At 54.4% G+C, this 14,232-nt stretch carries 12 protein-coding genes and 1 tRNA gene; 4 read left to right on the forward strand and 9 right to left on the reverse strand.

What is annotated here, in order from left to right; all coding sequences use genetic code 11:
* Window positions 1-402: 402 nt before the first annotated feature.
* The gene (locus GWA01_RS00775) at window positions 403-855 is read right to left on the reverse strand and encodes an Lrp/AsnC ligand binding domain-containing protein (RefSeq protein WP_146793070.1); all 453 of its coding nucleotides are present in this window, start codon (window positions 853-855) and stop codon (window positions 403-405) included.
* 140 nt (window positions 856-995) lie between these two features.
* Here GWA01_RS00775 and putA point away from each other — a divergent pair, with 140 nt between their 5' ends.
* Complete coding sequence (gene putA / locus GWA01_RS00780; RefSeq protein WP_146793072.1) at window positions 996-4,568, forward strand: bifunctional proline dehydrogenase/L-glutamate gamma-semialdehyde dehydrogenase PutA; 3,573 nt, start codon at window positions 996-998, stop codon at window positions 4,566-4,568.
* A 237-nt stretch (window positions 4,569-4,805) separates the two neighbouring features.
* The gene (locus GWA01_RS00785; protein ID WP_146793074.1) at window positions 4,806-5,750 is read left to right on the forward strand and encodes a glutaminase; all 945 of its coding nucleotides are present in this window, start codon (window positions 4,806-4,808) and stop codon (window positions 5,748-5,750) included.
* A 7-nt stretch (window positions 5,751-5,757) separates the two neighbouring features.
* On the opposite strand, the gene GWA01_RS00790 is transcribed toward GWA01_RS00785, so the two are convergent.
* The 4 genes from GWA01_RS00790 to GWA01_RS00805 are packed head-to-tail and all read right to left on the reverse strand — an operon-like array spanning window position 5,758 to window position 9,212.
* Complete coding sequence (locus GWA01_RS00790) at window positions 5,758-6,327, reverse strand: PqiC family protein (protein WP_146793077.1); 570 nt, start codon at window positions 6,325-6,327, stop codon at window positions 5,758-5,760.
* On the reverse strand, window positions 6,324-7,286 hold the full coding sequence (locus tag GWA01_RS00795) for an MlaD family protein (RefSeq protein ID WP_146793079.1): 963 nt from the start codon (window positions 7,284-7,286) through the stop codon (window positions 6,324-6,326). The genes GWA01_RS00790 and GWA01_RS00795 overlap by 4 nt, the downstream gene beginning before the upstream one ends.
* A complete protein-coding gene (locus tag GWA01_RS00800; RefSeq protein ID WP_146793081.1) occupies window positions 7,286-8,053 on the reverse strand; it encodes an ABC transporter ATP-binding protein in 768 nt (255 codons plus the stop codon). Before GWA01_RS00800 ends, GWA01_RS00795 begins: the two co-directional genes overlap by 1 nt.
* Before the next feature lie 4 nt (window positions 8,054-8,057).
* Complete coding sequence (locus tag GWA01_RS00805; protein ID WP_146793083.1) at window positions 8,058-9,212, reverse strand: MlaE family ABC transporter permease; 1,155 nt, start codon at window positions 9,210-9,212, stop codon at window positions 8,058-8,060.
* Window positions 9,213-9,521: 309 nt separating this feature from the next.
* On the opposite strand from GWA01_RS00805, the gene GWA01_RS00810 reads away from it, so the two are divergent.
* On the forward strand, window positions 9,522-10,742 hold the full coding sequence (locus tag GWA01_RS00810; RefSeq protein WP_146793085.1) for an MFS transporter: 1,221 nt from the start codon (window positions 9,522-9,524) through the stop codon (window positions 10,740-10,742).
* Between the two features lie 127 nt (window positions 10,743-10,869).
* On the opposite strand, the gene GWA01_RS00815 is transcribed toward GWA01_RS00810, so the two are convergent.
* Window positions 10,870-12,501, reverse strand: a complete 1,632-nt coding sequence (locus GWA01_RS00815; protein ID WP_146793087.1) for an ABC-F family ATP-binding cassette domain-containing protein — start codon at window positions 12,499-12,501, stop codon at window positions 10,870-10,872.
* A gap of 240 nt (window positions 12,502-12,741) precedes the next feature.
* On the opposite strand from GWA01_RS00815, the gene GWA01_RS00820 reads away from it, so the two are divergent.
* Window positions 12,742-13,002 (forward strand): hypothetical protein, encoded by a 261-nt coding sequence (locus GWA01_RS00820; protein ID WP_146793089.1) that lies wholly within the window; start codon window positions 12,742-12,744, stop codon window positions 13,000-13,002.
* Window positions 13,003-13,332: 330 nt separating this feature from the next.
* Here the strand turns inward: GWA01_RS00820 and GWA01_RS00825 are convergent.
* From GWA01_RS00825 to GWA01_RS00835, 3 genes are all read right to left on the reverse strand, one after another.
* A tRNA-Glu gene (locus GWA01_RS00825) sits at window positions 13,333-13,408 on the reverse strand.
* 51 nt (window positions 13,409-13,459) lie between these two features.
* Entirely contained in the window at window positions 13,460-13,825 is a 366-nt protein-coding gene (locus GWA01_RS00830) for a histidine triad nucleotide-binding protein (protein WP_146795372.1), read from the reverse strand.
* A gap of 14 nt (window positions 13,826-13,839) precedes the next feature.
* Window positions 13,840-14,229 (reverse strand): phosphoribosyl-ATP diphosphatase, encoded by a 390-nt coding sequence (locus GWA01_RS00835; RefSeq protein WP_186819413.1) that lies wholly within the window; start codon window positions 14,227-14,229, stop codon window positions 13,840-13,842.
* Window positions 14,230-14,232: the final 3 nt, after the last annotated feature.

The following is a 14,232-nucleotide window of genomic DNA, read 5'->3' on the forward strand; positions in this document are numbered from 1 at the left end:
CCGAAGGAAAAGAGCAAACCGGTTTTTGAAAGCACGCCGGGGCGCAACGAGTGTCAGGTTAGGCAGGACAAGACATTAAACTATCTTTGGTGGTTATTAATAGAACATTGACACTCTAGTATGGTATTTTTCGGAAATACAATATGATTCGATATTAAATAAAATAACGAAGTAAATTAGTTTAATAATGAGCGAAACCTGCGTTCCTATGTGGCAAGCGGATCAGCTTTGTAGGAGGCGCTGACGCAGGGTAATATCATAGGCATATAAATAAAGTCCCTTGATCCTTCAGGTGAGAGGGACTTTCTGCACCAGAAGCTATCGGGCAGCGCTTGTTTCCGCAGGTATCATGGGTCCTTTATAAAGAGATATAGAATTCAATAATAATTTGATGTATTTGATCTATAAAGGAAGTTCATTGTTTGACTTTACTTCTTCCATCACTGTGTAGGTATGAGTTTGTCGAATACCAGGCAAACGCGTAAGCGTTTTGCCAAGGAAATTGCGATAGGCATTCATATCGCGCACGCGTGCCTTGATGAGGTAGTCGAACCCCCCTGCCACCATGTGGCATTCGCTGATCTGGGGAATGGATTTTATGGCTTTTGAAAAGTCATCGAAAATTCCCGGGCTTGTCCTGTCGAGGGTCACTTGCACAAACACGAGCAGACCTAATTGAAGGGCGTCTGGGTCCAGCTTGGCCATGTATCCGCGGATGATACCTGTCTGTTCAAGCTTGCGAACGCGCTCAAGTGTGGCGGCTGGGCTAAGATGGATCAGGCGGGAAAGTTCCAGGTTCGTGATCCTTCCATCCTGTTGTAAACGAACGAGAATTTTTTTATCGACGTCGTCCATGAGTGCCCTCAGTGCAGAATTTAATTCGAAAAAATACGAGGTTACTGAATTTAATTCGTTCATCATAATGATATTCGATGTTTAATTTTTCATAAGTCACGATAGAGCGGAGATGAAAATTTTTCCCGGATCGATCTGTAATGACACAGCCTTTTTCGACCTTGCAGACTGCGGTGCCTGCGCGTTCCTCTCTTCGTCAGACCATTACGGCAAACACGCGCGTTCCTGAGGCGTCGCGTGTTGTAGCACTCGCGTTGGAGGCGACGCTTCCGGTTGAATCCGTTCGTAATGTAAAGAACACGGCGCGCCATCTGGTGAAATCGCTCCGCACTGCCGGGGACACGGGATTGGTTCAGGGGCTCGTGCGTGAGTACGATCTTTCGACGCAGGAAGGTATTGCCCTGATGTGTCTGGCGGAAGCTTTGCTTCGCATTCCAGATATAGCCACACGGGACGCGCTAATTCGCGACAAGATAGGAGGCGCCAACTGGCGTGAGCATCTGGGTGCCGACAGTACATTTTTTGTAAATGCTGCCACATGGGGGCTGGTTTTCTCCGGGCGTCTGCTTTCATCTCATGAACTGGACGGCGTTTCGGGGGCGCTGACAGGCCTGCTCGTGCGTTGCGGTGAGCCGTTGATCCGTCGTGGCGTCGATATGGCCATGCGTCTGATGGGCGAGCAGTTCGTTACTGGACAGACAATCGAACATGCTCTGAAGAATAGTCGGAAGTTCAATGAAAAAGGCTTCCGCTATTCATACGATATGCTTGGTGAAGCCGCGACGACAGCAGAAGATGCCGAGCGCTATTATCGTGATTATGAGCAGGCAATTCACGCAATTGGTAAGGCGTCTGCGGGGCAGGGCGTTTATCGTGGACCAGGCATTTCGGTAAAGCTTTCAGCTCTGCACCCGCGCTATAGTCGGCTTCAGCGTGCGCGTGTTCTAGAGGAACTTCTGCCCAGAGTTACCGAGCTTGCGCGTCTGGCTTGTGGCTATGACATCGGCTTCAATATTGATGCCGAGGAGACGGACCGTCTGGAACTGTCTCTCGATCTTCTGGAGGCCCTTTGCTTTGATGAAGCGTTGCGGGGCTGGAAAGGCATTGGCTTCGTAGTTCAGGCTTACCAGAAGCGTGCACCATTTGTACTGGACTGGGTGATTGATCTCGCCCGGCGCAGCGACCATCGTCTGATGGTTAGATTGGTGAAGGGGGCTTACTGGGATAGCGAAATCAAGCGCGCGCAGACGGACGGTCTAAGCGATTTTCCAGTATTTACGGTCAAAAACCATACCGACATTTCGTATATCGCCTGTGCCCGCAAACTTCTGTCTGTCCCACAGCAGATATTTCCACAATTCGCGACGCATAATGCCCAGACACTTGCGACGATCTACACGATTGCAGGTCCGGATTTTACGGATGAAAGTTATGAGTTCCAGTGTCTGCATGGGATGGGTGAGGCGCTTTATCAGGAGGTCGTTGGCCCTGAAAAGATGAACCGCCCGGTTCGGGTTTATGCACCTGTGGGGACACATGAAACGTTGCTCGCCTATCTGGTGCGCCGCCTGCTGGAAAACGGTGCCAATTCATCTTTTGTAAATCGTATTCAGGACGAGAACGTCCCCGTCGATACACTCATAGAAGATCCCGTTATGCTTGCCGGAGATTGCGCGGGCAATCCGTCCATCAGTCTGCCCGGAAACCTTTATCAGCCTGAGCGGTCCAACTCTCAGGGTTTGGATCTGGCGGATGAAGCCACGCTCCACGCCCTTGCGGATGTGCTTTCGGCTTCTCGTACATGGGGGGGTGAGGGCGATCACGCTGTTCTTAATCCCGCTAATTTGCAGGATGTCGTGGGGCATATCGTGTTTGCCTCCGCGGAAAGCGTGGCAGAAGCAATCAGCACGGCAGAAATAGCCTCGACGGAGTGGGGGGTGCTTTCGGCGGATCAGCGTGCGCTGTGTCTGGAAAAGGCAGCGGATGTTCTTGAGGACGAGATGCAGCCTCTCATGGGGCTGATCATTCGGGAGGCGGGAAAATCCTATGCCAATGCGGTAGCGGAAATCCGCGAGGCTGTTGATTTTCTGCGTTATTACGCGGCGCGCTCACGAGAGGTATTTTCTGAGCCCACATCGAAGCCTCTGGGCGTTGTGGCGTGCATCAGCCCCTGGAATTTCCCGCTGGCTATTTTTCTGGGGCAGGTTGCCGCCGCGCTGGCAGCGGGCAATGTGGTGCTGGCAAAGCCTGCCGAGGAGACACCACTCATTGCTCAGGAGGCTGTACGGATCCTGCATGAAGCTGGTGTTCCGGAATTTGCGGTGCAGCTTGTGGCGGGTGCTGGAAACGTAGGGGCACAACTCGTGCGTGATCCTCGGGTGGCGGGTGTTCTGTTTACCGGGTCTACAGAGGTTGCACGCCTTATTCAGAAGCAGCTTGCTGACCGGCTTAATCCGGATGGAACTCCGGTTCCCCTAATTGCCGAAACAGGTGGCCAGAATGCCCTGATCGTGGATAGCTCGGCACTCTCCGAGCAGGTTGTCGCAGATACACTTTCCTCGGCTTTCGATAGTGCAGGTCAACGATGTAGCGCGTTGCGCCTGCTGTGTTTGCAGGAAGAAAGCGCGGATCGCGTGCTGACGATGCTCAAGGGCGCCATGACAGAGCTGAGCACTGGCAATCCGCAGCTTCTGTCGACTGATATCGGACCGGTTATTTCGTCTGAAGCACAGGCAGGCATCCTTCGTCATATCGAAGAGATGAGGGCCAAGGGCTATCGCGTGTATCAGGCTCCGCTGTCCGCGGGCTGTGAGGAAGGGATGTTCGTACCGCCCACACTCATTGAAATTCCGTCCATCGCTGTCCTGAAGCGGGAAATCTTCGGTCCGGTTCTGCATGTGGTGCGCTACCCACGTGCGGGGTTGGATCGTCTTATGGATGATATCAACGCGACGGGTTATGCGCTGACATTTGGTGTACATACCCGGATCGACAGGACCATCGCCCGCGTTACGGAGCGCACGCATGCTGGCAACGTTTATGTGAACCGTAATCTGGTCGGAGCTGTTGTGGGCGTTCAGCCCTTTGGTGGTCATGGGCTTTCAGGCACGGGCCCCAAGGCAGGTGGCCCGCTATATCTGAGGCGTCTTCTGGGCGTCTCTCCTCCGTTGCCGCTATCTCTGCGCCAGCCCCTGCCGTCCATTATGAGCATTTATACTGCGTGGATGCGGGAGCGTGAGGTCAGACCGTCTGCACCGGCGCTGACGAGCACGCCTTTAGGCACGGAGCTGACTCTTCCTGGTCCTGTCGGCGAGAAAAACCTGTACAGTCTGTTGCCTCGGGGAAATGTTCTTTGTGCGGGTGGCTCTGCTGCATCGCTGTTGAGTCAGGCTGCGGCGGCACTTGCTACGGGCAACAGGGTGCTTGTGCTTCCGGAAATGTTTGACGCTTTTCCCAACCTCCCGGCGACACTTTCGGAGTGGATCCGTCCATTTGATCTGGCGGACCATATTGATGTCGCTCTGTGTTCACATGATGCGCCGGATTTACTGGCTCTGGGAAAAGTGCTTGCAAAGCGTACCGGACAGATCGTTACGCTGCATACCAACGATGATGGTGGTTCATATCGTCTGGAGGCTCTCGTTCTTGAACGTTGTGTCAGTACGAACACGACGGCGGCTGGCGGTAATGCCGCTCTGATGATGGTCTCATAGCGTCTTTATCGGGGCGTTTGTTCGCCCCGAATACCCGCACGATAGTGACCTGAATGGATCTTCAGCGTGTCTGTAAGCATGGTCATCGTTGTGGCTCGGCCATTGATCGCTTGATCAAAATCCATCTGAAAGCCGTGGCATCCAGTCTTTTACACCTGCCATATTCGGGCGAGGCAGAAGTTTTTCTTTCGTCGCACTGCTGCTAGTTTCGGTGGCTATGTCAGTTGGAAGAAGCAGATGACGTCAATCACAACCATCATTGAAGATATTGCCGAAGAAATGCGCGGTGTCTCCGAGCGTGGGGCTGTCGCGGATTATATTCCGCCTCTGGCGTGTGTTGATCCTGCAAAATTCGGTATGGCGGTTATCGAGGCAGATGGCCAGGTACATACGGTCGGGGATGCGAACGAGGCCTTTTCTATCCAGAGTGTCTCGAAAATATTCGGCTTCACGCTGGCGCTTGACCTGCTGGGTGATGATCTTTGGCAGCGCGTACGGCAGGAGCCGTCAGGCAGCGCTTTCAATTCCATTGTGCAGCTTGAAAGCGAACTCGGCATTCCCCGCAATCCTTTCATTAACGCGGGGGCCATCGTGGTCTCTGATGTGCTGGTCTCGCATTATGGTGTTGAAGGCGCACAGCAGAAAATTCTGGATCTTGTGCGCCCTCTTGTGAGCGATAAGAGCGGTATCACGATTGATCGGAATGTAGCGCTTCAGGAAAAAGAGACTGGTTTTCGAAATGCTGCTCTTGCGAATTACATGCGTAATTTCGGGAATATTCATAATTTGGTTCCTGATACCCTTGATCTCTACTTCCATCAGTGTGCCCTGACAATGAACTGCCAGCAGCTGGCAGAAACAGGCACTTATCTGATGACGGGCGGACGCAATCCCATGACGGGACAGGCGGTAATTTCACCGCGTAATGCCCGGACCATTATGGCGCTGATGATGATGTGTGGCCATTATGATGGCTCGGGTGCATTCGCCATTCGTGTTGGATTGCCGGGGAAATCAGGTGTGGGTGGTGGCATTCTGGCTATTGCGCCTGGCATTGCTTCTGTCGCGGTCTGGTCGCCGGGTTTGAACCGACATGGCAATTCGCTGCTTGGTACCCGTGCGCTGGAACGCCTCGTTCAGCGCACGGGGTGGTCAGTTTTCAATGCACATCACCCAAGTTGAGTGGCCCTCAGGGTGTTGTGGTTTGTGCAATCCTTGAAGCAAGCTGCTCAAGCAAGTTGCGTGTGAGAGCCGCGTTACCCGTATCGGTCGAAACATTGCCGTGTGTGGTGAAGACTGCACGCTGGTGTTTGATAGGCAGGTGTTCGTCGCGGGGGATAATAGCCCAGTCTGCCTCAAGCGTTCCCTGACCGTCATGCGTGATGTCGAGGCGACTTACATTCACGGAGAGCCGGTTGTCCGGTGTTCCGCTCTGGGGTTGAGTGGTCACGAATACAGAGGGCCAGCTTTGTGCAAGACGTGCGGCCAGAAGGTCCGTGGCGCCCTGTGAAAGTCTGCTTGCCCAGCGACCATTCGGGCTTCGGTCAATCTGGTCTCCGTCACGTACTACAATATCCTGCGTGTCCAGATAATCCGGCAGGGTGATGCGCGTGACGGCCATCACGTGCGTTGTAGCGGAAAGGGAAGGGGCAACACCCGGTACCGCTGGGGCTCCGAGCGTATAAAAATGTATCGGCGGGGATGCACATCCGCTGAACAGAAGTGTGGCAATTGCCAGCGAGGCGGAGGAAAATTTCATTGGCGGCGTCCCGTCAGCAACAGTTGCGGATTGCGCTCGACGTCTCCGGCAAAGCCACGCAGTGCTGATGCCGCAGCGGCCAGATCGCGGAGGCTGGCCTCCAGATTAACGCGTTCTGCAGAGCGCGGTGATGTCATGCTGTCGATATTGTTCAGGCTTTTGCCTGCTCTGGCGATGGTGTCATTGCTGGTCTGGAGCAGGGTATGGAGCTCTTTGCCACGTGCGTCGAGTTGGTCCGTGCCAGCATTGGCCAGACGGTCCACGCTCTGGAGGGTGCGCATGAGTTCAGGCTGAAGTTTTTCGACAAGGTCCCGGGTCGCCATAATCATTGCCTGGCTTTGGTCCGATGTCTCATGAACACTTTTCACAAGCGGGGGAAGGTCTCGGTCAAGCTGCTCCGAAAGTTCCTGAATTGCGATCATCGCGGTGTTTGCGTTGTCACCAAGCTGTTTGATGGGCAGGTCCTGCAAAGTCTGCGTCATGGCCTGAATGGTAGATTGCTTGGTGGGGATTTCGGTCACAGTCGCGATGTCAGGGTGCAGGACGGCCGGTGTGCCGGGTGCAAAATCCAGATCGATTTCAGATGAGCCCGTTACAAAACTGCGCAGGTTCATTTCTCCACGCAGCCCCTGTGCAACCAGATCCCGCAGGTGTGGCATGCTGGCTTTATTGCTTCCTGCGAGAACAATGTTGTCTGGGCGCATGGTGATATAAACTGGGATGAAGGCTTTCTTTGTGTTCGCATCATATTCGATGACGACGCGGTCCACCGCTCCAACCTGAACGCCCCGGAACGTCACGGGTGCGCCAACAGAGAGGCCTGATGATGCTCCGTTGAACACCAGAACTGCTTTTTCGGTGCGGGTGAATGGATGGAAGTTTCCAAATAGCACGAACGCCGCAACGAGCAGTGCGATCCCCCCGAGAACGAACGCGCCAACAAGGGCTTGCCTGTTCATCAATTGCTTCCTTTTTCGTCGCGTTCACGATGCATGAAGGCATGCACCTGAGGTTCATCGCAATGGTCACGCAGGTCTCTCGGAGAGCCATGAGCGATCGGAATCTTGGTTTTGGCATCCAGGAAAATGCCATCGTCGGCGATGCTGAAAAGGCTGGAAAGCTCATGGCTTACGATGACGATCGTAGCACCCAGGCCGTCGCGCAGATTCAGAATCAGATCATCAAGCCTTGCAGACGTAATCGGGTCGAGCCCTGCTGAAGGCTCGTCGAAAAACAGGATGTCGGGATCAAGCGCCATGGCACGTGCCAGGCCAGCCCGTTTGCGCATGCCGCCACTGATTTCGGAAGGGTAGAGGTCTATGGCCTGAAGCATGCCAACAAAACCAAGCTTGAGTTCGACCAGACGACGAATGACTGGCGGTTTGAGGTCCGTAAACATCTGCAAAGGCAGAGCGACATTCTCGCCGATGGTCATGGAACTCCATAATGCGCCGCTCTGAAACAACACACCAAATCTGTGATTGACTTCCGTCCGCTCGGCTTCGGTACCGCTCCAGTAATTATCGCCCTGAACGTGATAAGCACCCGTTGTGGGGCGCAGTAGGCCAATCATGCTTTTGAGCAATGTGCTCTTGCCGCAGCCAGATCCACCCATAACCGCGAAAATACTGCCCTTGCGGACGTTCAGCGTTATGTTTTTCTGGATGATTTTGGGGCCGAACGCGAGTGTTACGTCTTGCATGGAGAGGATGGGCTGATCGGTCATGTTCTTAAATCCCGATGACATCGGCCAGAACCGCAAAAATGGCATCAATGGCGATGACACCCACAATCCCCACAACGACCGCCCGGGTGGCGGCAATTCCGACATCCGCAGCAGATCGTCCGGCCTTCAGGCCTATCCGGCAACTCGTGAGGCCGATGAACGCTCCAAAGACAATACTTTTGACGAAGCCAAATACGAACTGGCCCACACCAAATGAAATGAACGTCTGATGGAAATATCCCGCAGGTGTGAGGTCCAGCATGGAGATTGACACGATAAAGCCGCCGAGAATGCCTATCAGGCATCCATACAGATATAGGAACGGCATGGTGATCACGAGCGACAGGACTGCAGGCAGGATCAGATAGGTTGAAGGCGTAATGCCGAACACGTTCAAGGCATCAATTTCTTCGTTGCCCTGCATGGTGGAAATGCGTGCGGCGTAGGAACCTCCGGTGCGGCCAGCCATGATGATGGCCGTCATGACCGCTGCCATTTCACGAACCATCGCAATCCCAACGAGGCTTGCGACATAAACGCCAGCTGCGAATTTCTGAAGTTCAACAGCGCCTACGAATGCCAGAATTGCGCCAATCAGGAAATTCACGACGCCAACAATCAGCAGGGCGTAGGGGCCTGCATCTGCAGTGTTCGCCAGAATGTCCACAAAGCGCATCCGGCTGCGCCCGCGGACTGCCTGAAAAGCGCCTTTGGCTGTCAGCGCTGCGAGTTCGGATACGGTGCCGACTTCCTCCAGACTACTGATGCTGCTTTGCCCGATTTTTTCCAGAACAGGCATGCGCTTTGCATGTGGTGCTGGCGCGTCCTGCGGCGCATCAGGCAGGAGTTGCAACAACTGCCGGACAGGAGCAGGCAGGGACTGCATGTCCAGAGCGATGTCCGCATCATGCCCTACGCGCTTCAGGTCCCATAAAAATGCGATCAGACCAGTATCCCAGTCTGTTATGTGCGCGGTATCGAACGAAAGCTGGGTGCCCTTGTGTGCCTTGGCGAGGCCGTTCTCGGGGAATGCAGGAATATTACCAGTTCGAGCAAGCCATGTGCCGCTCAGGGTCAGAATGCTCGCATTGTCGCGTGTATCAAGCTGCCATTGTGGCGCCGCCTGTGTTTCTGGTCCTGATACCCGTGACTGTTGCAAGCGTCGTCTCGCTTTCTCAGATCGTCATTACTCATTGTGTATGGCGGAATGCCTCTCAGGGGAAGAGTAAGAATGACCGATCGGTCAGCGCCGTAAAACAAGCATCCTGTAAAGAGTCTCGACACTGCCTGTTCTATTATTGTCGAGCGTTCGTCTCTGGATCGTGAAGCTTTAAAGCTCCTGCTGCGTCTTTGTCCCGACTCCTTTGGCTTTGCAACAATAGTATAAGGTTTCGTTTGTATTGAGCTATGTTAAACGACGCGCGTCGCAGGCATCGTGGTGCGGCTCAACACGGAAATACTTGTGAATATGGAAAACACTCACTTGCCCGGCGATCTTACGCGCTCGGTGGCGCCTCACGGTGTCGGCGCGGCCATGATGACGCTGATGGCCTGCACTTTCGTTGTAGGGACCGGCGAATTCGCAATCATGGGCATGTTGCCGCAATTTGCCAGTTCAATGAGTGTGACCCCTGCGTCCGCAGGGTACGCCATTTCGGCGTATGCGCTGGGTGTTGTGCTCGGTGCGCCAGCCTTCGCGATCGTGGGGTCAGCTCTGCCGAAGCGGAGTTTGCTCCTCATTTTGATCTCTCTGTTCTGCATCGGTAATTTTATGACGGTCGTGATGCCGAGCATGGGGCTTGTCGAACTGGCGCGTTTCATAACGGGACTTCCACATGGCGCGCTGTTCGGTGTCTCCGCGCTTGTGGCGGCTTCGCTCGTGGAACGTGCGCGGCGTGGGCGTGCGGTAGGGCGTGTTCTGTCCGGGATTGCAATGTCCACAGTGATCGGGGCGCCTTTTTCGACTTTTGCGGCCATCCATCTGGGCTGGCGGACAGCATACCTTCTCATAGGTCTTGCTGGTTGCGTGATTTTCGCGGGGCTCTGGCGCTATCTGCCTTCTGATCCGCCCCGTGCAGGGCGGAGCGCATTGAGCGAACTTACGGCATTTCGGCGTCCACAGGTTCTGCTGACACTGCTCACATGCGCTGTAGGTTTCGGTGGCATGTTTGGTGCTTACACTTTCCTCACCGCAATTCTCACGCATGTCCTGCATTTGCCCGGTTGGGCCGTGATGGCATACATGATCGTCTGGGGTTGCGGGATGCTGGCCGGAACGCATATCGGCGCCTTCATGGTCGATCGTAATCTTGATCTAACGGCAATAGGTGCTTTGGTGGGGACGACGTTTGCCATGATGGCCTTTGCCGGGCTGGTCAATCACCCGTGGGGATTGCTGGTAGACGTTTTTGTCCTGCCGGCCTTCATGATTGCTCTCGGGCCTGCAATGCAGACACGGCTGATGGATGTGGCGGGAGATGCACAGACACTGGCAGCATCGCTGAATCACTCCGCTTTCAACACGGCCAACGCAGTTGGTGCAGCGCTGGGCAGCGTTCTGCTGGAGGCGGGTTATGGGTATAGTGCGATCGGGTGGAGCGGTGCAGCGCTCTCTGTCGCGGGTCTATGCGTTTTTCTTTTTACGATTTCTCTTGCCCGGAGAGAGGCAGCTTCAGCGTCATTGCGCTAAGCGGAGCGCGTCCTTGTTTAAAGACTAGCCCGAGTGAGCCGTCAAGACAGGTGTAAATGGTGGCGGCAGGACATGCGAATGTTTTCCTGCCGCTATCCAATGTCCGTTCTGAAACAGAACAGAACTTTTATTTCTTATTTTTCTTTTTGCGCTTTTCTTTAGAGGCCGCCTGAGAAGGAGCGGATGTGCCACCTTTAGCGCGATCCAGCACAAAGCGGGCGTAGTCGTCCATATCGCCCTCAAATGGTACAATCTGGTTGTCAGATGCGAGCCATAGACGGTCGGCAACCAGTTCCATCAGCGAGCGATCATGAGTGATGAGAATGACGGCTCCCTCATACTCATTCAGCGCATCCAGCAATGCGCGACGACTGTCGATATCAAGATGGTTTGTCGGCTCATCGAGAATTAGCAGATGGGGGGCGGCCATCGCGACGATATTGAGCAGCAGACGCGCGCGCTCGCCGCCCGAAAGGGCCTCAACCTTGGTGCCCTGCTTTTCAAAATGGATGCCAAACTGCGCCAGACGTGAGCGATGTGATTGATCGCTATCGGTGGGGCGAGCTTCACGCATGATGTCGAGTGGAGTTTGGTTGGGGTCCAGCGCTTCGATCTGATGCTGATGAAACCAGCCGACTTCCAGGCGCGGAGAGCGCGAAACATGACCCGAGCGCGCCTGCAGAGCGCCAGCGACCATCTTCGCGAATGTGGATTTACCCGCGCCGTTCACGCCCAGAAGACCGATACGATCATCTACATCGAGGCGCAGATCGAGATTTCGCAGGATGGCCGGATCATCGCCGTAACCAACATCTACATTTTCCAGACGCAGAAGCGGTGGAGCCAGCGGGCGCACGGGAGATGGCAAAAGAAACGGCGAAACCTGTGCTTCAATGGTGGTTTCGATCGGTGCCAGCTTGGCCAGTCTCTTAACGCGGCTCTGAGCCTGAGCCGCCTTCGCAGCAGACGCTTTGAAGCGATCCACGAACGATTGCAGATGGGCGCGCTCGGCTTCCTGCTTTGCTTTCGTCGCGCTCTGGAGGCGGATTTTTTCGGCACGTTGACGTTCGAAATCATCATAGCCGCCGGTGTAGAGCTCCAGCTTTCCTTCTGAAACATGTAGCGTGAACCCAACGGAATTGTTGAGCAACTCACGATCATGGCTGATGATGAGGGCAGAATGCGGATAACGCTCAAGGCGTGCCTCGAGCCATAATGCCCCTTCAAGATCGAGGTAGTTCGTGGGCTCATCGAGAAGAAGCAGATCGGGCTCGGAGAACAGGGCCGCAGCAAGGGCAACGCGCATACGCCAGCCACCCGAGAACTCTGCCATCGGTCGTTCCAGGTCGGCTGTGGAGAAGCCCAGACCACTCAGAATTTCAGCCGCGCGGGAAGGGGCGCTGTCTGCGTCAATCTCGATCAGGCGCATCCAGATATCGCCCATGCGATCCGGATCAGCAGTCTCAAGCTCGGCCATGAGAGCGGCGCGCTCCAGATCAGCGGCCAGAATGGTGTCGATAAGGCTGATGGGTGTCGCGGGATGTTCCTGATCAACGGCCGCAACGCGTGCAGCTTTGGGGATCGAGATTTCACCTGAATCTGGCTGAAGCTCACCCTTGATCAGTTTGAACAACGTCGATTTTCCAACGCCGTTCCGTCCGACAAGAGATACCTTGGATGGGTTGGGAAGCGTCACGCTGGCACGGTTGAAGAACTGGCGTCCCCAGGCGTTAAAAACGAGACTGTCGATCTGAAGCATGTGGCGGGTAAGTCCAATTTCGGAAGGAGGTGGCTGCGCCTCTCTACAACACTTCAAAGCATACCGATATCGGGAGTGGTGGAAGTGCCTTGCGAATTTGTTGTGTTGTGGCCCCCCTCGCGATACACCCCTTCGAAAGGTTCGGAAGTCTGGCTGCCTCTGTCTGTCGGTGTTTATTTCCTGAGTGGAAATGTTGATTGCCAGTGGGGGAAGTCATTCATGATCAGGAAACATGCAGACATGAGCACACCTCAACAAGCTCGCTGGAGCGTTTCAGAAGCGCTTTATCAGATGAATAATGAGCGTGGGCTCGTCGGTAATATACTCGGACTTTTCTGTGCGGCATGTATGCTGGGTCTTGGCAATATGCTGGCAAACTCTTTCCTGAAAGTGGATATGGGGTGGCTTCTTAAAGTACTTCTCGTCTGCGAGATTGCCTATTTCTTCATCCCTTACCTGATCCTCAAGATTATTCTGAGACAGCCCATCTCAAGGTCCTGAACTGGTATTTCGGGAAACGTTGGCATAGCTGAGAGCAGAGATATTAGGGCGCAGGCTTGAGCTGCAATCCAGTGTATGAAAAACGCAGTGGCATTGAGTGTCAGCGTCAGAGCCACGATATTGTCCGCACTACTCTCTGAGGCGGGGTCCGTTTGGGCCCATGAAGCCAGCGTGCCCAGATTACTGGTCCAGAAAGGCGCGTAGTGTAACCATCCAAGCTTAAAGCATGGGTAATTTATCGAACTGAGTTCGGATCTATCGCTGTGATTTTGGATTTTTGAGACTTCAACAAGCCATTGCAGAAATTATGACAATATCAAAAAATCTCAATGGTGTCCCATAGGGGATTCGAACCCCTGTTGCCGCCGTGAGAGGGCAGTGTCCTAGGCCTCTAGACGAATGGGACTAGAGCGAGGCCGTTCTTAGAAGACCTCATTCCTGTTGGCAAGTATTATTATCAGGAATTTTTCACGAGGAGTGGACCGAGCTTTGTGCCTCCGAAAAGATGCACATGGAAATGCGGAACTTCCTGTCCTGAATTGGAGCCAGAATTGCTGATCAGGCGGAAGCCGTCCTGTGTCAGGCCTTCCTGCTCCGCTACCTTCGAGACTGCGCGCCAGAAGCCTGCAATCTCATCTGAAGGTGCTGTTGCGCCAAAATCGGCGATGGAAATGTATGGCCCCTTGGGAATTACGAGGACATGCTTTGGCGCCTGTGGCGCGATATCGTGGAAGGCGAGGGCGAAGTCATCTTCATAGACGGTTCGCGCTGGAATTTCCTTCCGCAGGATACGGGCAAAGATATTGCTGCTGTCATACGCCATCATAGGGTTCCTGCTCAGCCGATCTTTTCTTTAGGGCGGGCAGCCTTCTCGGCAATCCCGCTGGTGCCCTCACGGCGCTGAAGTTCGTTCCAGACTTCTTCAGGGGTTACGCCTGAATCTACCCACATGACGATCAGGTGGTAGAGGACGTCAGCGCTCTCACCGATGAGTTCCTTGTGGTTGCCGTTTACAGCTTCAATCAGGCATTCGACGGCTTCTTCGCCAAATTTTTGCGCGATTTTGTTGCGGCCCCGGGCCATCAGGCGTGCAGAATGGCTCAGGCTGGGATCTGTGCCGCGACGCGATAGGACGGTATCGAACAGCCGCTGCAGTACGCGTGCATCGACTGTTGCCTCTGCTGGGGTTTCCTTGGCGACAGATGCGCGTTTTGCCGGTTTACCCATGGT

Source organism: Gluconobacter wancherniae NBRC 103581 (assembly GCF_007988885.1).
Lineage (GTDB): Bacteria > Pseudomonadota > Alphaproteobacteria > Acetobacterales > Acetobacteraceae > Gluconobacter > Gluconobacter wancherniae.